General features: G+C 67.9%; 20 protein-coding genes and 1 pseudogene. 10 read left to right on the top strand and 11 right to left on the bottom strand.

What is annotated here, in order from left to right:
• Positions 1-97: 97 nt before the first annotated feature.
• Together CSC76_RS11355 and CSC76_RS11350 are read right to left on the bottom strand one after the other, a co-directional pair.
• Positions 98-625 (bottom strand): hypothetical protein, encoded by a 528-nt coding sequence (locus CSC76_RS11355; RefSeq protein ID WP_162110124.1) that lies wholly within the window; start codon positions 623-625, stop codon positions 98-100.
• 182 nt (positions 626-807) lie between these two features.
• Positions 808-1839 (bottom strand): LysR family transcriptional regulator, encoded by a 1032-nt coding sequence (locus CSC76_RS11350; protein ID WP_162110123.1) that lies wholly within the window; start codon positions 1837-1839, stop codon positions 808-810.
• Positions 1840-2192: 353 nt separating this feature from the next.
• Here CSC76_RS11350 and CSC76_RS11345 point away from each other — a divergent pair, with 353 nt between their 5' ends.
• The 7 genes and pseudogenes from CSC76_RS11345 (at position 2193) to CSC76_RS11315 (ending at position 10910) form a co-directional block, all read left to right on the top strand.
• Positions 2193-2636 carry a hypothetical protein gene (locus CSC76_RS11345; protein WP_162110122.1) on the top strand — a complete coding sequence of 148 codons (444 nt, stop codon included), beginning with the start codon at positions 2193-2195 and terminating at the stop codon, positions 2634-2636.
• Positions 2633-3439 (top strand): SDR family NAD(P)-dependent oxidoreductase, encoded by an 807-nt coding sequence (locus tag CSC76_RS11340; RefSeq protein ID WP_162110121.1) that lies wholly within the window; start codon positions 2633-2635, stop codon positions 3437-3439. Before CSC76_RS11345 ends, CSC76_RS11340 begins: the two co-directional genes overlap by 4 nt.
• Positions 3440-3564: 125 nt before the next feature.
• A pseudogene (locus CSC76_RS11335) lies at positions 3565-4772 on the top strand (efflux RND transporter periplasmic adaptor subunit).
• A 90-nt stretch (positions 4773-4862) separates the two neighbouring features.
• A complete protein-coding gene (locus CSC76_RS11330; RefSeq protein ID WP_162110120.1) occupies positions 4863-8021 on the top strand; it encodes an efflux RND transporter permease subunit in 3159 nt (1052 codons plus the stop codon).
• Positions 8022-8082: 61 nt separating this feature from the next.
• The gene (locus CSC76_RS11325; RefSeq protein WP_162110119.1) at positions 8083-8832 is read left to right on the top strand and encodes an SDR family oxidoreductase; all 750 of its coding nucleotides are present in this window, start codon (positions 8083-8085) and stop codon (positions 8830-8832) included.
• Positions 8826-10241, top strand: a complete 1416-nt coding sequence (locus tag CSC76_RS11320) for an efflux transporter outer membrane subunit (protein WP_162110118.1) — start codon at positions 8826-8828, stop codon at positions 10239-10241. The genes CSC76_RS11325 and CSC76_RS11320 overlap by 7 nt, the downstream gene beginning before the upstream one ends.
• A gap of 177 nt (positions 10242-10418) precedes the next feature.
• Positions 10419-10910 (top strand): acyloxyacyl hydrolase, encoded by a 492-nt coding sequence (locus CSC76_RS11315; RefSeq protein ID WP_162110117.1) that lies wholly within the window; start codon positions 10419-10421, stop codon positions 10908-10910.
• 153 nt (positions 10911-11063) lie between these two features.
• Here CSC76_RS11315 and CSC76_RS11310 read toward each other — a convergent pair whose 3' ends face one another.
• Both CSC76_RS11310 and CSC76_RS11305 read right to left on the bottom strand, forming a co-directional pair.
• Positions 11064-11612, bottom strand: a complete 549-nt coding sequence (locus tag CSC76_RS11310; RefSeq protein ID WP_162110116.1) for a lipocalin family protein — start codon at positions 11610-11612, stop codon at positions 11064-11066.
• Between the two features lie 98 nt (positions 11613-11710).
• Positions 11711-12064: a BON domain-containing protein gene (locus CSC76_RS11305; protein ID WP_162110115.1), complete on the bottom strand. Its 354-nt coding sequence runs from the start codon at positions 12062-12064 to the stop codon at positions 11711-11713.
• A 174-nt stretch (positions 12065-12238) separates the two neighbouring features.
• On the opposite strand from CSC76_RS11305, the gene CSC76_RS11300 reads away from it, so the two are divergent.
• Positions 12239-13279, top strand: coding sequence for an oxidoreductase (locus tag CSC76_RS11300; protein ID WP_162110114.1), 1041 nt, complete (start codon positions 12239-12241; stop codon positions 13277-13279).
• A 158-nt stretch (positions 13280-13437) separates the two neighbouring features.
• Here CSC76_RS11300 and CSC76_RS11295 read toward each other — a convergent pair whose 3' ends face one another.
• The 3 genes from CSC76_RS11295 to soxR all read right to left on the bottom strand — a co-directional run bounded on the left by CSC76_RS11295 (position 13438) and on the right by soxR (position 15068).
• Positions 13438-14031, bottom strand: a complete 594-nt coding sequence (locus CSC76_RS11295) for an HAD family hydrolase (protein WP_162110113.1) — start codon at positions 14029-14031, stop codon at positions 13438-13440.
• A 10-nt stretch (positions 14032-14041) separates the two neighbouring features.
• On the bottom strand, positions 14042-14542 hold the full coding sequence (locus CSC76_RS11290; protein ID WP_162110112.1) for a DUF2059 domain-containing protein: 501 nt from the start codon (positions 14540-14542) through the stop codon (positions 14042-14044).
• Positions 14543-14603: 61 nt separating this feature from the next.
• On the bottom strand, positions 14604-15068 hold the full coding sequence (soxR, locus tag CSC76_RS11285) for a redox-sensitive transcriptional activator SoxR (RefSeq protein ID WP_162110111.1): 465 nt from the start codon (positions 15066-15068) through the stop codon (positions 14604-14606).
• Positions 15069-15134: 66 nt separating this feature from the next.
• Here soxR and CSC76_RS11280 point away from each other — a divergent pair, with 66 nt between their 5' ends.
• Together CSC76_RS11280 and CSC76_RS11275 are read left to right on the top strand one after the other, a co-directional pair.
• Positions 15135-15707 (top strand): NADPH-dependent FMN reductase, encoded by a 573-nt coding sequence (locus CSC76_RS11280; protein WP_162110110.1) that lies wholly within the window; start codon positions 15135-15137, stop codon positions 15705-15707.
• Positions 15708-15758: 51 nt separating this feature from the next.
• Positions 15759-17606, top strand: a complete 1848-nt coding sequence (locus CSC76_RS11275) for an ABC transporter ATP-binding protein (protein WP_162110109.1) — start codon at positions 15759-15761, stop codon at positions 17604-17606.
• 159 nt (positions 17607-17765) lie between these two features.
• Here CSC76_RS11275 and CSC76_RS11270 read toward each other — a convergent pair whose 3' ends face one another.
• The 4 genes from CSC76_RS11270 to CSC76_RS11255 form a co-directional block, all read right to left on the bottom strand.
• Positions 17766-18209, bottom strand: coding sequence for a hypothetical protein (locus CSC76_RS11270; RefSeq protein WP_162110108.1), 444 nt, complete (start codon positions 18207-18209; stop codon positions 17766-17768).
• An 85-nt stretch (positions 18210-18294) separates the two neighbouring features.
• Positions 18295-18489: a CPXCG motif-containing cysteine-rich protein gene (locus CSC76_RS11265; RefSeq protein WP_162110107.1), complete on the bottom strand. Its 195-nt coding sequence runs from the start codon at positions 18487-18489 to the stop codon at positions 18295-18297.
• Positions 18489-18776, bottom strand: coding sequence for a DUF3247 family protein (locus tag CSC76_RS11260; protein ID WP_162110106.1), 288 nt, complete (start codon positions 18774-18776; stop codon positions 18489-18491). The genes CSC76_RS11265 and CSC76_RS11260 overlap by 1 nt, the downstream gene beginning before the upstream one ends.
• A gap of 59 nt (positions 18777-18835) precedes the next feature.
• The gene (locus CSC76_RS11255) at positions 18836-19513 is read right to left on the bottom strand and encodes a type 1 glutamine amidotransferase domain-containing protein (RefSeq protein WP_162110105.1); all 678 of its coding nucleotides are present in this window, start codon (positions 19511-19513) and stop codon (positions 18836-18838) included.
• Positions 19514-19538 lie beyond the last annotated feature (25 nt).

Raw genomic sequence — 19538 nt, 5'->3', positions numbered from 1 at the left:
CGCCTGGCCTCCAGCGTACCCGCCTTTCCAACGCTTCATGACATGCGAGGCCGTGCGGTCGCGACTGACGTCGCTCCTACAGTGACTCTGTCACGGATTACGACGTCGGTTGCAGCGCCACCACGCGCACGTCGACGTCCTTGCAGGCATCGTCTCTGCAGAAGCCGTTCACCCACGCCTCGCCATTACCGAACATCACGCCCTTGTAGTTGACCATCAACTCGGAATATCTCTGTCGCTTGATCGCCTCCGCAATCGGCGGCGTCATGATCCGGTCGTAGTCGCGCACGAAGGCCTCGGCGTCGGCGATCTTTAGCGGCTGGCCGTCGCGCACGGTGGCGAACGGGTAGTCGACCAGGGCCGCCACAGCGGCCGCGTCGTTCGCCGCCACCGCCTGCTGGAGCTGACGGATCACCGCCTCGTAACGGACATGGTCGCCCAGCGCCTCATCGATGGCCTGGTTGACGGCGGCCGGGTCATCGGCGATCGCGGTTGCGGCGGCAGGGGGCGCTGCGACGCGACCGGCCGGCGCGGCGTCCGGGGTCGACGCGGCGGTATCGGGCGTGGCGGGCGTACAGGCCGCCAGCCACAGTGCCGCGAACACGGCCATCGGTGTCTTCATCATGCGGGTTCCTGTCAGGTGGAGACGCAGTGCGGCAGGCCATCCCCGGCGACAACGCAACGCCGGCGATGCCCCATGCTAGCCAGCCCGGCGCGCGATTGCGTTCGGGAATCGTTAGTGAGCGCCGTCGTCCCGGCGCCAGCCGGGATGACGGGCCTTCCTCCGCCCCAACCCGCCTCTTCGCCTCAGCTCAACACGTCGGCCAGCACCTTGCGACCCACCGCCACCGTGGCCTCCTCGCCTTCCGGCACGGCCTCCGCCGCGGCGCGCGCTTCGGCCTGCTGCTTCAGGTACACCGGGCAGTGTTCCATCATGTAGTCGACGTCGAACTTCATCCGTTCGACCAGGAAATCGACGAACGCGCGCACCTTCGGCGACTGCACGTGACCGCGCGGGAACCCCGCGTTGAATTCGTACTCCGGCCCCGTCCATCCCGCCAGCACACGCTGCAGGTGGCCCTGCTCAAGGTACGGCTTCACCATGACGTCCGCGCCCAGCATCAGGCCTTCGCCGCACAACAGTGCGCCCTTCAGTGCGGCCGGATCGTTGGCCACCAGGATGGGATTGATCGGATAGTCGTGCTCGCCATCGGTGCCATGCAGCGTCATCGCCCAGCCGCTTCCGCGACGGTGCTTCTGCATCGCCAGCACGCGATGGTGCTGCAGGTCGTCGGGGTGGAGCGGCTCGCCATAGCGCGCCAGGTATTTCGGGCTGGCGTACACCTGCGTGCGCAGCGTGCTCAGGCGGCGTGCCACCAGGTTGGAATCCGGCAGGCTGCCGATGCGCAGCGCCACGGCGATCTCACCCGAGATCAGATCCAGGTTGTCGTTGGCGAGGACCATCTCCACGCGGATCTCGGGATACTGCGCGTGGAATTCGCCCAGCAGCGGCGCGATCTTGTCGATGCCGATCGAGTACGGCGCGGTGAACCGCAACCAGCCGCGCGGACCGGCATGCAACTGGCTGACCGCACTCGCCGCTTCGCTCAGTTCGCGGGCGATACGCTGGCAGTGCTCGTAATAGACATTGCCGGCTTCGGTAAGACCCAGCTTGCGCGTGGTCCGGTGCAGCAGCTGCGCGCCCAGGCGCGTCTCCAGCTCCTGCACCTTGCGGCTCACCGTGGTCTTGGGCAGGCGCAGCACATTGGCGGCGGCGATGAAGCTGCCCTGTTCCACCACCTTGACGAAGATCAGGGTGTCGTTGAGATCGTGGCTCATCGTTTGACTCCGGGGGGGGGCGGGGCATTGGCCCGCTGACGGGATGATTATTCCCCTAAATCAGGACTAATCAAGTCCTCATTGGGGGCGTAATGTCACATCCATCGTCACAGCACGGGTTCCCTCGCCATGTTGCTCGCCCGCCTCTTCCAGACTCTGAACCACCCGGTCGCCTCCCGGGAGGCCCCGTCCCATCAAGCGTTTCGTCGCTCCAAGCACCTGATCCGGCAGGAAGTCGCGTGGCCGGTGGTGGCGCCACGTTCGCAGCGTGGAGGGGTCGTCAGCGCTGGCCGGCGTCTTGCCCGGCTGGCCTCGGCCGATGGGATTATCCCCGTCGCGGGAGTATTCGTCCCATGAGCGGGACAGTCGCCCATCGCCATCCGACGAGCGGCACGCCGTCCGAGGCGCCGGCATCCCTGCGCCTAGGCCATTGCCAGCCGTTCGCCGCGGCGGCACAGGATCGTGCAACGGAAGCGCAGGATCCGGATATCGGTCGTGTCCAGCGCGCCGCCACACTGCGTGGCATGCCTCGTTCCCTTCTCCGCGCCGCGCGATGCTGGCTCGACGCCGGCGTGCGCTTGGTCGCCCGCGTGTTCCGCGCATCGGCCGTCCCGTCGTCCTCCTCCCCCGCGACGGGTCGGCCGGTTCCGCGTGCACTCTTCGCCGGCAAGGCGTTGGGGTTCCGTGAATTCACCGCGCCGCGCGCCTTCAACGATGGCGAGCGTTCGCGTTTGCGCGTGAAGACGACGGGCGCCAGCGCGCGCGTCATGCCGCTGCGCCAGCGGAGCCCGCAATGAGCCTTAGCCGCCACAGCCTGACCCCAGGTGCGCTGGTGCTCGGTGCAGGCGGCAACGTCGGCTTCGGCGTGGTCGGCGCATTGCTCGAAGCGGGGAGCCCCGTGCTGGCGGTGGGTCGCGAAGGTCCTCGCATGAGCGCGCTGGCCGAGCACTTCGACGACGAGCCCGGGCTCGACCTGCTGCATGCGCCGTGCATCCACGACGACCGCGATGCCGCGCGCCTGGCCGAACAGGTCCGCGAACGCGGCCGTCCGTTGCGCGCGGTGTTCGCCAGCATGGGCACGCCCCCGCAGAGCGGTCGGTTGCTGGACCGCCCCGCGAGCTTCCTGCTGGAACGCCTGGAAGCGGACCTGATCCCCCACCTGGCCGCCGCACGCCACCTGTTGCCGCTGCTCGCCGAAGGCCAGCACGCGGCCAACTACGTGCTGATCGGCGGTCCGTACGCCGAGCGCGGCTGGTCCGGCTACGGACACGCCTCGGTGACGGGCGCGGCGATGCGCATGCTCGCGCAGGTCCTGCACGAAGAAGCGCATGCGCTGGGCGTGCGCGTGCAGCTGTTGTCGGTCGACAAGCCCGTATGCACGCCCGAGAACGCCATCAATGCCTGCGCCGAATGGCCGGACGCACTGGCCGTCGGACGCAGTGCGGTGTCCTTGCTGACCCGCGGCGACCGCGCCTCGCAGTCCATCGTCCCCTGGTCCGCACGCGACGCCAGGCCACCGGAGCAGACGCTCGCCTGCGACTTCGAAGAGACGCTGTGGGCGGTCGCCGGCGCCCGGCGCAACGGTCGCGCCTCGGCCTGACTGTCACGCCAACGCATGCTCCGCCGTCCTCGCAGCAACGCCTCGATCTTCCGCTTGACCTCAACCTGACTTCAGGTCGCATCCTCGCCTGCCGCTTTCTCCTCTCCCCCAAAGAGACCACCACCATGAACACGCATCTCTTTTCCCTTCCGCGCCCGCAACGCCTGCTTGCGATGGGCGCTTTCAGCATCCTCGCCTTGGCCGTGCTGGCCGGCTGCAGCGGCCAGGCCGCCGAGCAGGGCGCGCCCCCGCCGCCCCAGGTCAGCGTGGCCGCGGTGCCGGTCAAGACCGTCAGCCAGTGGGACGAGTTCAGCGGCCGTGTGGAAGCCATCGAACACGTCGACCTGCGGCCGCGCGTCTCCGGCTACTCGATCGCGTCAATTACACGGAAGGGCAGGAAGTGAAGAAGGGCGACGTGCTCTTCACCATCGACGCCCGCAGCTACCGTGCCGAACTGGCGCGCGCACAGGCCGAGCTGGCCCGCGCCCGCACCCAGGCCGAACTGGGCCGCAGCGAGGCCGCGCGCGCCAAGCGCCTGGCTGACCTGCAGGCGCTGTCCACCGAAGAGTACGAACAGCGCCGCGCCAACGCCGACCAGGCGCAGGCCAACGTCGCCGCCGCCCAGGCCGCGGTGGAAAGCGCCCGCCTCAACCTGGAGTGGACCCAGGTGCGCGCGCCCATCGACGGCCGTGCCGGCCGTGCGCTGGTCACCGCCGGCAACCTGGTCAGCGCCGGCGACGCCGCCAGCGTGCTGACCACGGTGGTGTCGCTGGATAAGGTGCACGTGCACTTCGACGCCGACGAACGCGCCTTCCTGCGCTACGCCGAAATGGCGCGCAAGGGCGAACGCCCGAGCGAACGCGACGGCAAGGTGCCGGTGCAGGTCGCGCTGGCCGACGAGAGCGACTTCCCGCACGCGGGTGTGGTCGACTTCCTCGACAACCAGGTCGACCGCAGCACGGGCACCATCCGCGCCCGCGCCGTGCTCGACAACGCCGACCGCGTCTTCACCCCCGGCCTGTACGCCCGCGTGCGGCTGCTGGGCAGCGGCGAGTTCAAGGCCGCGCTGGTGGACGACAAGGCCGTGCTGACCGACCAGGACCGCAAGTACGTCTACGTGGTCGACAAGGACGGCAAGGCGCAGCGCCGCGACGTGCGGATCGGCCGCATGGCCGACGGCCTGCGCATCGTCGAGCAGGGCCTGGCCGCCGGCGACCGCGTGATCGTCAGCGGCGTGCAGAAGGTGTTCTTCCCCGGCATGCCGGTGGACGCCAAGGCCGTCGCGATGGGCGCTCAGGCGCCCGCGCCGACCCAGGCCGTCGCCAAGAACTGACGCCACCCGCACCGCAATGATGGAACCCACGCCTGCCGCTCCCGCGGCAGGCGGCGGGGACGCTCTTTCTTCTTTCCAGGAAATCCACCCATGGACTTCTCAAGATTCTTCATCGACCGGCCGATCTTCGCCGCCGTGCTGTCGATCGTGATCTTCGCCGCCGGCCTGATCTCGATCCCGCTGCTGCCGATCGGCGAATACCCCGAAGTGGTGCCGCCCTCGGTGGTCGTGCGCACGGTGTACCCGGGCGCCAACCCGAAGGTGATCGCCGAAACCGTCGCCACGCCGCTCGAGGAAGCGATCAACGGCGTCGAGGACATGATGTACATCAAGTCCGTCGCCGGCTCCGACGGCGTGCTGCAGCTCACCGTCACCTTCAAGCCGGGCACCGATGCCGACGAGGCGGCGGTGCGCGTGCAGAACCGCGTGGCGCAGGCGCAGGCAAGGCTGCCCGAGGACGTGCGCCGGCAGGGCGTGACCACGCAGAAGCAGTCGCCGGTCTTCCTGATGGTCGTCCACCTGGTGTCCAAGGACGGCAAGTACGACTCGCTGTACCTGCGCAACTACATGCGCCTGCATGTGAAGGACGAACTGGCCAAGATCGCCGGCGTCGGCGACGCCCAGCTGTTCGGTGGCGGCGACTACGCCATGCGCCTGTGGCTGGACCCGGACAAGGTCGCCTCGCGCGGCATGACCGCCAGCGACGTGCTGCGCGCGGAGCGCGAGCAGAACGTGCAGGTCTCGGCCGGCCAGCTGGGCGCCGAGCCGATGCCGAACGGCAGCGACTTCCTGCTGCCGATCAACGCCAAGGGCCGCCTGGAGACGGTCGAAGAGTTCGGCGACATCGTGCTGAAGAGCGGCGCCGATGGCGAAATCGTGCGCTTGGCCGACGTGGCCCGCATCGAACTGGCCGCCGGCGACTACACGTTGCGCGCACGCCTCAACGGCCAGAACGCAGCGGCCATCGGCATCTTCCAGGCACCGGGCGCGAACGCGCTGCAGATCCGCGATGCGGTGGTCGCCAAGATGGAGGAGGTCCGCAAGACGCTGCCGCCGGGCGTCGAGATCACCTCGGTGTACGACACCACGGTATTCGTGCGCGACTCGATCAAGTCGGTCGTTTCCACGCTGCTGGAAGCCACCCTGCTGGTGGTGCTGGTGGTGATCCTGTTCCTGCAGACCTGGCGCGCCTCAATCATCCCGCTGCTGGCGGTGCCGGTGTCGGTGGTCGGTACGTTCGCGGTGCTGTACCTGCTGGGCTATTCGATCAACACGCTGACCCTGTTCGGCCTGGTCCTGGCCATCGGCATCGTGGTGGACGACGCCATCGTGGTGGTGGAGAACGTGGAGCGCCACATCGAACATGGCGCTACCCCGCTCGAAGCCGCGCATCTGGCCATGAAGGAAGTCTCAGGGCCGATCATCGCCATCGCACTGGTGCTGTGTGCGGTGTTCGTGCCGATGGCGTTCCTGACCGGGGTGACCGGGCAGTTCTACAAGCAGTTCGCGGTCACCATCGCCATCTCCACGGTGATCTCGGCGATCAATTCGCTGACCCTGTCCCCGGCGCTGGCCGCCAAGCTGCTGAAGTCGCACGACGCACCGAAGGACGGACCCTCGCGCCTGATCGACCGCCTGTTCGGCTGGCTGTTCCGTCCGTTCAACCGCTTTTTCAACCGCAGCTCGCAGCGCTACGAGGGCGCGGTGTCGCGTGCGCTGGGCAAGCGCGGTGCGGTGTTCGCGGTCTATGTGGTACTGCTGATCGGCGCGGGCGCGATGTTCAAGGCCGTGCCGGCCGGCTTCATCCCGGTGCAGGACAAGCTGTACCTGATCGCCGGCGTGAAGATGCCGGAAGGCGCCTCGATCGAGCGCACCGACGCCGTGCTGGAGAAGATGGCGAAGCTGGCGATGGAGGTCGAGGGCGTGCAGGACGAGATCGCGTTCCCCGGCCTGAACCCGCTGCAGTTCACCAACACCCCCAACAGCGGCGTGGTGTTCTTCAACCTCAAGCCGTTCGGCGAGCGCAAGAACAGCGCCGAGCAGATTACCGCCGAGCTCAACCAGAAGTTCGCCGGCATCCAGGAGGGCTTCACCTTCGCCTTCATGCCGCCGCCGATCCAGGGCCTGGGCAACGGCTCGGGCTGGTCGCTGTTCATCGAGGACCGCACGCGCCTGGGCTACGGCGAACTGCAGAACGCCGTGCAGGCCTTCCAGGGCGCGGCGTCGCAGACGCCGGGCCTGGGCTTTCCGATCAGCAGCTATCAGGCCAACGTCCCGCAGCTGGACGCCGAGGTCGACCGGGGGAAAGCCAAGGCGCAGGGTGTGCCGCTGACCGAGCTGTTCGACACGCTGCAGACCTACCTGGGTTCGGCCTACGTCAACGACTTCAACATGTTCGGCCGCACCTGGCAGGTGATCGCGCAGGCCGACGGCGGCTTCCGCGACCAGGTGGAGGACATCGCCAATCTGCGCACCCGCAACGCCAACGGCGAGATGGTGCCGATCGGCAGCATGGTGAACATCAAGCAGACCTACGGCCCCGACCCGGTGATCCGCTTCAACGGCTATCCGGCCGCCGACCTGCTGGGCGAAGCCGACCCGCGCGTGCTGTCGTCCGGTGAGGCGATGGCCAAGGTCACCGAGCTGGCGCAGCAGGTGCTGCCGCCCGGCATGGGCATCGACTGGAGCGACCTGAGCTACCAGCAGGCCACCCAGGGCAAGGCCGCACTGGTGGTGTTCCCGCTGGCCGTGCTGCTGGCCTTCCTGGTACTGGCTGCGCTGTACGAAAGCTGGACGCTGCCGCTGGCGGTGATCCTGATCGTCCCGATGACGCTGCTGTCGGCGCTGTTCGGCGTGTGGGTCATGGGCGGCGACAACAACGTGTTCGTGCAGGTTGGCCTGGTGGTGCTGATGGGCCTGGCGTGCAAGAACGCGATCCTGATCGTCGAGTTCGCCCGCGAGCTGGAACTGCAGGGCAAGGGCATCGTGGAATCCGCCCTGGAGGCCTGCCGCCTGCGCCTGCGTCCGATCATCATGACGTCGGTGGCGTTCATCGCCGGCACCGTGCCGCTGGTGCTGTCGTCCGGCGCCGGTGCGGAAGTCCGCTCGGTCACCGGCATCACGGTGTTCGCCGGCATGCTGGGCGTCACCCTGTTCGGCCTGTTCCTGACCCCCGTCTTCTACGTGGCCCTGCGCAAGCTGGCCAATCGTCCGCTGGTGTCCCACGCGCCCGCCGTGACGCACGGATGACCTATCCCGCCAGGGTCGCTCCGTGCGATCCCTGGCATCCCACCCGACAAAGGAAACCCACATGAATACCGCATCCAAGATCGCGCTGGTCACCGGCGCCCCCCGCGGCATCGGCCGCGAAACCGTCCGCCAGCTGGCCGAAGCCGGCGTCCACACGATCCTCGCCGGCCGCAGTCGCGAAAAGGCCGTCGAAGCCGCGCTGGACCTGCAGTCGCAGGGCCTGCCGGTCGAAGCGATCGCGCTGGACGTCACCGACAGCGCCAGCATCGCCGCCGCCGTGAAGGAGGTCGAGCAGCGCCATGGCAGGCTCGACATCCTGGTCAACAATGCCGGCATCCTGGTCGACGACGGCAGCAAGGGCGTCTCCGGCCAGTCGCTCGAGACCTGGCGCACCACGTTCGACACCAACGTGTTCGGCCTGATCGAAACCACGCAGGCGTTCCTGCCGCTGCTGCGCAAGTCCAACGCCGGCCGCATCGTCAACGTGTCCAGCCTGCTGGGGTCGATCTCCGAGCACCAGAACCCGGCGTCTCCCATCTACGCGTTCAAGGGCGTGCCGGCCTACAACGTCTCCAAGAGCGCGGTGAACGCGTGGACGGTGCACCTGGCGCACGAGCTGAAGGACGCCGGCATCAAGGTCAACACCATCCATCCGGGCTACGTGCAGACCGAGATGAACAAGTCCGGCGACCAGCAGAACGGCGAGCTCTCCGTGCCGGAAGGCGCGCGCACCAGCGTGCGGCTGGCGCTGATCGGCAACGACGGCCCGACCGGGGGCTACTACTACTTCGACCAGGTGCTGCCATGGTGAGCCGTCCGCTCGTCATCGCCGTCGCATCGGTGGTGCTGGCCGGCTGCGTCACCGTGGGCCCCGACTACGTGGCGCCGCAGACCGCACCGGCCACGCTGCAGCACGCGGCTTCTGCCGACTACGTGGCCGACCATCCGGTCGCCGCGTGGTGGAGCCAGTTCGACGACCCGGTGCTCGACCAGCTGGTGCGCGAATCGCTGCTCGCCAACCCCGATGTGCGCATTGCGGTCTCGCGCGTGGACGAAGCGCGTGCGGTGTTCTCCGAACGTCGCTGGGACCTGGCGCCGCACGTGACCGCCGGCGTGGAAGGCACCCGCACCAAGCAGCCTGTCGAAGGCCAGGGCCGCGTGGAGACCGACAGCTACTCGGCCGGCTTCGATGCGGCCTGGGAACTGGACCTGTTCGGTCGCGTGCGCCGCAGTGCCGAGGCCGCGCATGCGGACCTGCAGGCGCAGCGCAACGACCTGCAGGCGATGCAGGTGACCGTGGCCGCCGAAGTGGCGCGCAACTACTTCGAGTTGCGCGGCACGCAGAAACGGCTGGACGTGGCACGGCGCATCCTGTTCAGCCTGGGCGAAACGCAGCGCCTGACCGAGTCGCGCTTCGACCGCGGCGCCGGCAGCCAACTGGAAGTGCAGAGCAGCCTCGCCCGCGTGAAGGCGGTCGAAGCCGAGGTGCCGCTGCTGGAAACCGCCGAAGGCCAGTCGCGCCATCGCCTTGCGGTGCTGGTGGGCAAGCGTCCGGGCGAACTCGATGCGCTGCTCGCCCCGCGCGAGGCCCCGGCGTTCGCCAAGGCCCTGCCGATCGGCGACACCACCGAACTGCTGCGTCAGCGGCCGGATGTGCGCGCCGCAGAACGTCGCCTGGCCGCGGCCACCGCGCGCGTGGGCGTCGCCACCGCCGACCTGTTCCCTCGGGTGAGTTTGCGCGGCTTCGTCGGCTTCCTGTCCGGCGGCTGGGGCAACCTGTTCAATGGCGACAACCGCGCGTGGCAGGTGACGCCGTCGATCAGCTGGGCCGCGTTCGACATGGGCAGCGTGCGGGCACGATTGCGCGCGAGTGAAGCCCAGGCCGATGGCGTGGCCGCGCAGTACGAGAAGACCGTGCTGGGCGCATTGGAAGATACGGAAAACGCACTGCTGTCCTATGCCAAGCAGCAGGCCCAGCTGAAATTCCGGCTGGAACAATCCGTTGCCGCGCGCCGTGCAGCAGAACTGGCCGAAGTCCGGTATCGTGCCGGCTCGTCGGACTTCCTCACCTTTCTGGATGCCCAGCGCACGCAGCTGGCGGCGGACGATGCGCTCGCGCAAGCCGAGGCCGGGGTCAACGTCGGCGTGGTGGCGATCTACAAGTCGCTGGGCGGCTGGGGCGAACAGGATGTTGCGCCCGCGCTGGCGGCGCAGCCCTGAGCGGACCGTCAGGCCGCTTCCCCGATGATGCGATACATGCCGCGCCTGCGGGCGCGGCCCTCTTCAACCCTCCGAGTGTCATCCGTGTCCGCTCCACACCGCAACGCGCCAAGCTCTGCCCGCCTTCCCTCGACCTCTCGCCCCCATGCCCTGCCCCGCCTGGCGCTCGGGCTGCTCATGGCCGCAGCCGCGACCCAGGCCTTCGCCGCGGAGCCGCGCAGCGCGTGGTACGTGCAGGGCGGTGTCGCCGAGGATGCGCAGTCGCTGACCGTCGGCATGAGCCGCGACTGGCAGTGGGAGAAGCAGTACCGCTATGGCCACATCAGCGGCCCGGGGCAGGGCGAGGCCGCGCGCTGGCCCAGCGACAGCCAGAACAGCACGCAGCTGGGCGTGACGCCAGCGCTGCGCTGGCGCCCGAACGGCTGGGACAATGGCTGGTTCGTCGAGGGCGGCATCGGCGTGAACGTCATCTTCCCCAAGTACGACACGCGGAAGAAGGAATTCAGCACCACCTTCAACTTCGGCGACCACATCGCCATCGGCAAGCGCTTCGGCGACGACCAGCAGCACGAGTGGTCGCTGCGCTTCCAGCATTTCTCGAACGGCCGGATCAAGAATCCGAACCCGGGGGAGAACTTCCTGCAGTTCCGCTATACGCACCGGCTTTGACGTTTCGGCTTTTGCAGGAGCGACGTGAGTCGCGACCGCGAACACTGAGTCTCCAGGGAACCCGCCGCAAGCGCCGCGAATACTGGCGCTACAAGGACCATCACACCGTGCGGTCGCGACTTACGTCGCTCCTACCACGGCAACATGCATCCTCTATTTCAGCGGCGCGGGCATGACCAGCGGCGACAGGTCGTACCCCATCCCTTCCGCCTTCGCCTTCAGCTGCTCGAACAGCGCGCGATCCATCGACGGTTCGCGCGACAGGATCCACAGGTAGTCGCGGCCGGGTTCACCCACCATCGCCCACTGGTAGTCCGGGTCCAGCGCGATCACCCAGTAATCGGCCCATACCGCGGGCAGCCACGACAGCCAGTCGGGCGCAAAACGCACCTCCAGTCGGCCAGGATGGCCTTCCACGGGCCGGGCGACGCCCTGCGACCGATCCATGCTGCCGTCCTTCGTCCTGCAGGCATTAAGTACGCCGATGCTGCCGGGGCCGTCCAGGGAGTAGCGGGCGGTGATGTCGCCCACGCACTGGCGCTGGAAGAACATCGGCAGGTGCGCGATCTCGTGCCATTGGCCCGCGTAGCGCGACAGATCGAGCTCGGGCACCGAAGCGACCGGTTGCGCAGCGCTTGCCGCCGCGGAACAGAAGGCGAGCGCTGCGGCGATCACGCCGCGCACCGTCAAGCGATGACTCATGAGTTCACTCCTGAAAGGTGGGAAGCCGTGCCCCGACAGAGAAGCGGGCGCATCCTACGCTGGGATGCGCCCGCTTCGTGCCACAACCCGGGCGGCGATTACCTCGAGGCGAGCTTGAGGCCGCCGGCTTCGACGCGCTTGACGCCCTTGATCTGCTTGGCGACCTCGACAGCCTTGTCCTTCTGCGCCTGACTGGTGACGGCGCCCGTGAGGGTCACGACGCCATCGACGGTTTCGACCTTGATGTCCAGTCCCGACACGTTCTCGGTGGCCAGCAGGTCGGCCTTCACCTTGGTGGTGATCCAGGTGTCGGTAACGGGCTGTGAGGAGTCGTTCTGTGCGTTTTCCTCGGGCTCGTTCGGCGGGTTGTCGGCCAGCACATGGCCGGCAGAGAAGAGCAGTGCAGTGGCGAACGTGGCCGCCAACAGCGAACGGGTGCGTACGTGCTTCATGGGAGATGCCTCCTTGTGGTGTCGCGCCGCCAGTCTCGTGGCGCCTCCGTACAGTGCATGTGAAATGCACCGACATGTTCAGCCAGCGGTTGCGCGGGATTCATCCTGGTGCACGCCAGGTCGACACGTGCGATCCACTAAAATGGCCGCATCGCTCCCTGCCCGCATGCACGCATGAACGCTCCCCTCCGCGTCGCCCTGGTCGGTTATGGTTTCGTCGGCAAGGTGTTCCATGCGCCGCTCATCCAGGCCACGCCCGGCCTGGTCCTGCACACCGTCGTCTCGCGCGATGCCGGCAAGGTGCATGCGGACTGGCCCGATGTGCAGGTCGTGGGTGATCCCGACGCGGCCTTTGCCGATCCTGCCGTCGATGTGGTGGTGATCGCCTCGCCGAACGACTCGCACGCGCCGCTGGCGATGGCCGCGCTCGCGCAGGGCAAGCATGTCGTGGTCGACAAACCGTTCACGGTGACGCTGACCGAAGCGCGCGATGTCGTCGACGCGGCACGCAGGGCGGGCCGCCTGGTCAGCGTGTTCCAGAATCGGCGCTGGGACGGGGATTTCCTCACCGTGCAGCGCCTGGTCGGTGACGGCACGCTCGGGCGCGTGGCGGAATTCCATTCGCACTTCGATCGCTTCCGCCCCGTCGTACAGGATCGCTGGCGCGAGCAAGACGCGCCCGGCGGCGGCCTGTGGTACGACCTGGGACCGCACCTGATCGACCAGGCCGTGCAGTTGTTCGGCCTGCCCGAGGCGATCAGCGTCGATATCGCACGCCTGCGCGATGGCGCGCAGGCGCCGGACTACGTGCACGCGACGCTGCGGTATCCCACCCATCGCGCGCACCTGCACGCGGGCACGCTGGTGGCGGGCAACGGCCTGCGCTTCGCCGTGCATGGCACGCGCGGCAGCTACCTCAAGCACGGCCTGGACGTGCAGGAAGACCAGCTGCGCGCCGGTGTGGTCCCGGGCGCGCCAGGCTGGGGCGTGGACACCCGCGCGGGAGAACTCGTGCGCGAGCGCGGGGGAAGACTCGTCTCGGAGGTCGCCCCCGCCGAGGTTGGCGACTACCGCCGCTACTACGCCGCCTTCCGCGATGCCGTACTGCAGGGCCCCGCACCGCCGGTGACGCCACAGCAGGCGCTGGACGTCATGCGGCTGATCGAACTGGGGGTGCGAAGCAGCGAGGAACAGCGCAGCCTTCCCGTGGACTGACCTCACTGCTGTAGGAGCGACGTCAGTCGCGACCGCACGCCATCCCCCATACAGTTCGATCAAGAGCACGGATGGGATGCGTGCTCGTGGACGACGCCATGACGCGCCAGGGTCTGCGGTCGCGACTGACGTCGCTCCTACAAAAAAAAGCAGGGCACTCAGGCCACCACGTGCCCGCGATAGGTCCGGTGATGCGCCATCGCCAGCATGGCCTGGTCTTCATGCGTATCGCCATAAGCGTGGATGGCGGCGTAGGCCTGCGGATCGCACAGCGTGCGCACGCGGCGCACCTTTTCCTCGCCGACACATTGCAGGCCCGCGTAACCGGTGATGCGTCCGCCGCGCTCCGCCAGCACGGAGCACAGCAGTTCGACGCCCTGATCCGCGCACCACGGCGCCAGATAGACATCCAGCCCTCCGGACACCACCACGACGCGATCGCCGCGCTGGCGATGCCACGCCAGCCGCGCCATGGCCTCCGGTCGCAGCACGCCGGGCAGCACATCGCGTGCAAACGCAGCGCCCTGCGCCCGCAGACGTTCCGCATCCACGCCACGCAATCCCACCTGCACGATGCTGGCACGGGTGGGATTGCCCGCCACCCAGCCACGCCGGTAGCCGAACACCACCGGCGCCAGCAGCACGCCGCCGGCGAGCAGACGCGGCCGTGCAACCGCGTAACGCATGAACGCCGGAAACGTCTCGCGCGTGGTCAGCGTGCCGTCGAAGTCGAACAGGGCCAGGTCAGGCACGTGCGGGCGCTCACTCGGCCGCGGCAGGCGTGTGTTCCATTTCCTCGGCGATCATCTTCTGCATGGCGGGCATCATGGCACCCATCCGCTGCTGCACCGCCTGCATGGTGTTCTGCATCACCAGCGGCATCTTCTCGATGACGGCCTGGCCAGCCGGAGTACGGTAGAACGCCAGCATGCCCCGGATCTCGTCCTCACTGAACGACTTGCTGTAGATGTCGACGTACATCGGCGCCATCACGTCCCAACCCATCTCCTGCTTCATCAGCGCGGTCATGCGGGCACTGAAGCGCTGCATCCGGGCCTGGGTCTCCGGCGTCACCTCGTCGCCCAGTGCCTGTTGCATCGAACCGGCATACATGGATTCCATCTGGCCGTACACCTGCTCCAGCATCTGGCGTGCCCGGGTCACCTCCAGCAGTTCGTGCACGGAGGCCTCACTGGCGGGCGCTGCGTGAACGGTGGCAGGCGCGATCACGACGAACAACAGGCACAGCATCCACTTCTTCATGCGTATTCCCTCACCGCGCCGACCTTGGCGCCGCCGCAGCATACGGCATCCCGACTGCGGGCTAGGTGTCGCCTTCCAGCAGCCGCGCCCCCGGCCCCTCATCGGCCAACTCGTCCCAGGGATTGCGCAGCGGGCACGCCTTCAACGACAGGCACCCGCAGCCGATGCAACCGTCGAGCTGGTCGCGCAGACGGATCAGGCTGTTGATGCGGGCATCCAGTGCATCCCGCCAGCGTGCCGAGAGTCTCTTCCAGTCGGCGGCGGTGGGCGTGCGGTTCTCCGGCAGCGACAACAGCGCCGCCTGGATTTCCGCCAGGGGAATGCCGGTGCGCTGGGCCACCTTGATCACCGCCACGCGACGCAGCACCTCGCGCGGGTAGCGGCGCTGGTTGCCGGCGTTACGCCAGCTGTGGATCAGCCCCTTGGACTCGTAGAAATGCAGGGTGGAGACCGCGACGCCCGCGCGCGCGGCCACCTGGCCGACGGTGAGCTCCGTTTCGATGGGAGGATGCTGTTTTCCCGGCATGGCGCATTGACCTCAAGAATGCTTGAGGTTCTACCCTGCCGTCCCGTCTCCTGGCAACCCATCCCCATGCAAGATCCGCTTCATCTGGCCCTGCTGTACGGCAGCACGCGCGACGGCCGCTTCTGCGACACCGTCGCGGACTGGCTGCGTGCGCAGCTGGCCCTGCGACACGACTACACCGTCGACGCCATCGACCCGGCCCTGCTCGATCTTCCGCGCCGCCACGGCGGTACACCGAGTGCCGACCTGGTGAATCTGCAGCAACGCATCTGGCGCGCCGACGCCTTCGTGGTGGTGGTGCCGGAGTACAATCACGGCTACCCCGCCGCGCTAAAATACGTGATCGATTCGGTCCAGGCCCACTGGCAGGCCAAGCCGGTCGCGTTCGTCGCCTATGGGGGCCACAGCGGCGGCGTCCGCGCGGCGGAACAGTTGCGGCAGGTGTTCTCCGGCCTGCATGCGGTGCCGGTGCGCGATGGCGTGTACTTCACTCAGGCGTGGGACCGCTTCGACACCGGAGGCAGGCCGCGCGACGGCGACGCCAGCGAACGCGCCGCCCGCCGCATGCTGGACCAGCTGGCCTGGTACGGCCACGCGCTCCGCCAGGCGCGCGCGGCCTGGCCCTACCCCGCCGGCTGAGCCGGCACGTTTTCCCCGGCGCGCCGATGCGCGCCCACGATGGACCGACCGATGTTCCGATTCTTCGAAACCCGCATCAATCCGTATCCGAAGGGCGAGCCGACCACGCCGCCCCGCAAGCTGCTGCCGTTCCTGCTGCACTACTCGCGTCCGCTGCTGCCGTGGCTGCTGGCGATGTCGGTGCTGACCGGCGTGATCTCCGCGCTGGAGATCACCTTCTTCGACTACATGGGCCAGCTGGTCGACTGGATGGGCAGCACCGGCCGCGACAGCTTCCTGCAGGTGCACGGGGAGAAACTGCTGTGGATGGGCCTGCTGGTGGTGGTGGCCTACCCACTGCTGGTGCTGGTGCAGTCGCTGATCATCCACCAGACCATCTTCGGCAACTACCCGATGATCGCCCGCTGGCTGTCGCACCGCTACCTGCTGCGGCAGAGCGTGGGCTTCTTCCAGGACGAATTCGCCGGCCGCATTTCGCAGAAGGTCATGCAGACCGCGCTGTCGATCCGCGAGACGGTGATGAAGCTGATGGACGTGTTCGTCTACGTCGTCGTCTACTTCGTCGGCACTGTGGTGCTGGTGGCGCAGGCCGACGTGTGGCTGGTGCTGCCGCTGGTCGTCTGGCTGGCCAGCTACCTGGTGCTGGTGTTCCATTTCGTCCCGCGCCTGCAGAAGGTGTCGATGGCGCAGTCGGACGCGCGCGCGCAGATGACCGGCCGCATCGTCGACAGCTACACCAACATCCAGACCATCAAGCTGTTCGCCCACACCATGCGCGAGCAGGACTACGCGCGCGGCGCCATGGACGAGTTCATGGTCACCGTGCACGCGCAGATGCGGCTGGTCACCCAGCTGACCGTCGCCCTGCATACGCTCAACGCCTTCCTGCTGGCCAGCGTGGCCGGTGTGGCGATCTGGGCCTGGTTGCAGGCGTCGATCTCGATGGGCGCGATCGCGGTGGCCAGCGCGCTGGTGATGCGCATCCGTTCGATGTCGGACAGGATCCTGTGGGAGGTGGCCGGCCTGTTCGAGAACATCGGCACGGTCGAGGACGGCATGGGCACGCTGGCGCAGCCGCTGGCCATCGCCGATGCGAAGGATGCCAAGGATCTGCAGGTCACGCAGGGCGAAATTCGCTTCGACCACGTGAAGTTCCACTACGGTCGTGAGGCCAAGGTGATCGACGACCTGTCGCTGGTCATCAAGCCGGGCGAGAAGGTCGGCATCGTCGGCCGCTCGGGCGCCGGCAAGTCGACGCTGGTGAACCTGCTGCTGCGCTTCTACGACGTGGAAGGCGGGCGCATCCTGATCGACGGCCAGGACGTGGCGCACGTCGCCCAGGAATCGCTGCGCCGGAACATCGGCATGGTCACCCAGGACACTTCGCTGCTGCACCGCTCGATCCGCGACAACATCCGCTATGGCCGGCCGGATGCGAGCGAGGAGGAACTGCTGGAGGCATCACGGCGCGCGCATGCGGACGAGTTCATCCGTGGGCTGACCGATGCCAAGGGCCGCAGCGGCTACGACACCCAGGTGGGCGAGCGCGGGGTGAAGCTCTCCGGCGGCCAGCGCCAGCGCGTGGCGATCGCGCGCGTGCTGCTGAAGGACGCACCCATCCTGGTGCTGGATGAAGCCACCTCGGCGCTGGACTCGGAAGTCGAGGCCGCCATCCAGGAGCAGCTCTACGCCCTGATGGAAGGCAAGACGGTCATCGCCATCGCGCACCGCCTGTCCACCATCGCCGTGCTCGACCGCCTGGTGGTGATGGACGGCGGCCGCGTGATCGAAAGCGGCAGCCACGAGGAACTTCTCCAGCAGGATGGCCTGTACGCCGCGTTGTGGCGCCGCCAGTCCGGTGGTTTCATCGGCGTGGATCTGGAAGACGCGGAAGCATGACGATGGACGTAGGGTGGGCCTTGGCCCACCGCCGCCGTGCCGGATCGCTCGCGGAAGATGGCATGGGGGATGATGGTGGGCCAAGGCCCACCTACGAAGCTCGTCTCGGCATGAAAAAGCCGCCGGTTTCCCGGCGGCTTTCTCTTTATCGAGCGAAGCTCAGGACAACCAGCTGCGCGCCTGCGCCTTGTTCGCGTACCACAGCAGGAACAGCGCGATCGCCAGCAGCACCGCCGGCATCACCAGCCCCACGGGACCATAGGCGGACCACGCCGGTGTCACCACGTAGGCGCCGATCATCTGCACCAGCAGCGCGATCAGGGACAGCAGGAACATCGTCGCCGCCCACTTCTTCTTCAGCAGCATGCCCAGCGCTCCCAGCACGCCGGCGAACACTGCCACCGCGAAGGCGATGTTGAGCCAGCCGGGCGTGGCCTCGTAGACCTGGCGCTGGGCCTCGGTCATCGCCGCCAGCTGATCGGCGGACATGTTGACCTGCAGGTACCACATGGCCACGCCGATCAGGTTCCAGACCAGTGCGAACAGGCCGGTGATCCAGAAGCCGAGCGAGCGCTTGGTTGCAACGGTGGTGGTCGTGTTCATCTCCCCTCCCCAGGGTTGGTTGTCGGACCGGGGCCGAGCATACGCCTGCCCGTGGCGATACGCGCGTTACGGTTCCGCGACGCCGTCAGGCTTCATCCTGTCCCCACGCATCCACCGCGACCATGCCGTCGTCGTCCACGCTCACCCGCACTTCGATCGGCCGGCAGCAGACGTGGCAGTCCTCGACATAGCGCTGGTCGCCGGCCGAATCGTCCACCACCAGGGTGATGGTTTCACCGCAGTAGGGGCAGGTGATGTCGGCGGTCGGCAGGTGCGGCATCAGGCCGCCCCCAGCGGCGTCACCGACGCGATGCGGTCCAGCCACAGGTAATGGGTGACATCGGGTCGGCGGTGGTCGTCGATGCGCACCACCGCATTGAAGCCCTCGTGGCCGTCGCCATCGCGGAACACCTGCACGCTGGGGCGCGTGGTGACCACGCCGGTGATGGAGCCGCCATCGGTGAGGTGCAGTTCCACCACCGCCTCGTCGGGAAGCTGCGACACCAGCGCCTCCATCCGCGCGATGTCTTCCTGCCGGGTATACAGATGTCCGGGCGCCTCACTCATGAATGACCTCCTTGCATAGGCGCCACGCTACGCGCGCCGCGGTAAACCCTCGTGAAGCCTCAACGCAGCAGGCGCAGGACGTCTTCGGCCGCCGCCTCGGACGAGGCCGGGTTCTGGCCCGTCACCAGCTTGCCGTCGGTGACCACATACGACTGCCACACCGGGCCCCGCTCGTAGTGCGCACCGTTCTTCTTCAGCGCATCCTCCAGCGAGAACGGCACCACGCCGGTCAGGCCCACGGCCTCCTCTTCCTCGTCGGAGAACGCGGTGACCCGCTTGTCCTTCACCAGCGGCTCGCCCAGCGCGCCACGGGTATGCCGGAACACCGCCGGGCCGTGGCAGACCGCCGCCACCGGCTTGCCGGCGGAGAAGGCCTGTTCGATCAGCCGGATCGAATCCGCATCCTCGGCCAGATCCCACAGCGGTCCGTGGCCGCCGGGATAGAACACGGCGTCGAACGTCTCGTCCAGCACGTCCTTCAGCCGGCGCGTGTTGGCCAGCGCCGACAGAGCCTCAGCATCCTCGTTGAAGCGCACGGTGGCCGCGGTCTGCGCATCGGGCGCGTCGCTCTTGGGGTCCAGCGGCGGTTGTCCGCCCTTGGGCGAGGCCAGCACCAGCTGCGCGCCGGCATCCTTGAACACGTAGTACGGCGCGGCGAATTCCTCCAGCCAGAAACCGGTCTTGTGCCCGGTATCGCCCAGGCGGTCGTGCGACGTCAGTACCATCAGGATCTTCATGGAATGTCCTCCAGTGCAGGCCCGC

Origin of the sequence: Pseudoxanthomonas mexicana (genome assembly GCF_010093385.1) — a bacterium.
In the GTDB taxonomy this organism is placed as follows: domain Bacteria; phylum Pseudomonadota; class Gammaproteobacteria; order Xanthomonadales; family Xanthomonadaceae; genus Pseudoxanthomonas_A; species Pseudoxanthomonas_A mexicana.
Note: the sequence above shows the minus strand (reverse complement) of the source record. Positions and strands in the feature narration are given on the sequence as shown.

Coding starts and splice junctions, on each gene's coding strand:
- CSC76_RS11355 (WP_162110124.1), bottom strand. CDS start 625: ATGATGAAGACACCGATGGCCGTGTTCGCGGCACTGTGGCTGGCGGCC.
- CSC76_RS11350 (WP_162110123.1), bottom strand. CDS start 1,839: ATGAGCCACGATCTCAACGACACCCTGATCTTCGTCAAGGTGGTGGAA.
- CSC76_RS11345 (WP_162110122.1), top strand. CDS start 2,193: ATGAGCGGGACAGTCGCCCATCGCCATCCGACGAGCGGCACGCCGTCC.
- CSC76_RS11340 (WP_162110121.1), top strand. CDS start 2,633: ATGAGCCTTAGCCGCCACAGCCTGACCCCAGGTGCGCTGGTGCTCGGT.
- CSC76_RS11330 (WP_162110120.1), top strand. CDS start 4,863: ATGGACTTCTCAAGATTCTTCATCGACCGGCCGATCTTCGCCGCCGTG.
- CSC76_RS11325 (WP_162110119.1), top strand. CDS start 8,083: ATGAATACCGCATCCAAGATCGCGCTGGTCACCGGCGCCCCCCGCGGC.
- CSC76_RS11320 (WP_162110118.1), top strand. CDS start 8,826: ATGGTGAGCCGTCCGCTCGTCATCGCCGTCGCATCGGTGGTGCTGGCC.
- CSC76_RS11315 (WP_162110117.1), top strand. CDS start 10,419: ATGGCCGCAGCCGCGACCCAGGCCTTCGCCGCGGAGCCGCGCAGCGCG.
- CSC76_RS11310 (WP_162110116.1), bottom strand. CDS start 11,612: ATGAGTCATCGCTTGACGGTGCGCGGCGTGATCGCCGCAGCGCTCGCC.
- CSC76_RS11305 (WP_162110115.1), bottom strand. CDS start 12,064: ATGAAGCACGTACGCACCCGTTCGCTGTTGGCGGCCACGTTCGCCACT.
- CSC76_RS11300 (WP_162110114.1), top strand. CDS start 12,239: ATGAACGCTCCCCTCCGCGTCGCCCTGGTCGGTTATGGTTTCGTCGGC.
- CSC76_RS11290 (WP_162110112.1), bottom strand. CDS start 14,542: ATGAAGAAGTGGATGCTGTGCCTGTTGTTCGTCGTGATCGCGCCTGCC.
- soxR (WP_162110111.1), bottom strand. CDS start 15,068: ATGCCGGGAAAACAGCATCCTCCCATCGAAACGGAGCTCACCGTCGGC.
- CSC76_RS11280 (WP_162110110.1), top strand. CDS start 15,135: ATGCAAGATCCGCTTCATCTGGCCCTGCTGTACGGCAGCACGCGCGAC.
- CSC76_RS11275 (WP_162110109.1), top strand. CDS start 15,759: ATGTTCCGATTCTTCGAAACCCGCATCAATCCGTATCCGAAGGGCGAG.
- CSC76_RS11270 (WP_162110108.1), bottom strand. CDS start 18,209: ATGAACACGACCACCACCGTTGCAACCAAGCGCTCGCTCGGCTTCTGG.
- CSC76_RS11265 (WP_162110107.1), bottom strand. CDS start 18,489: ATGCCGCACCTGCCGACCGCCGACATCACCTGCCCCTACTGCGGTGAA.
- CSC76_RS11260 (WP_162110106.1), bottom strand. CDS start 18,776: ATGAGTGAGGCGCCCGGACATCTGTATACCCGGCAGGAAGACATCGCG.
- CSC76_RS11255 (WP_162110105.1), bottom strand. CDS start 19,513: ATGAAGATCCTGATGGTACTGACGTCGCACGACCGCCTGGGCGATACC.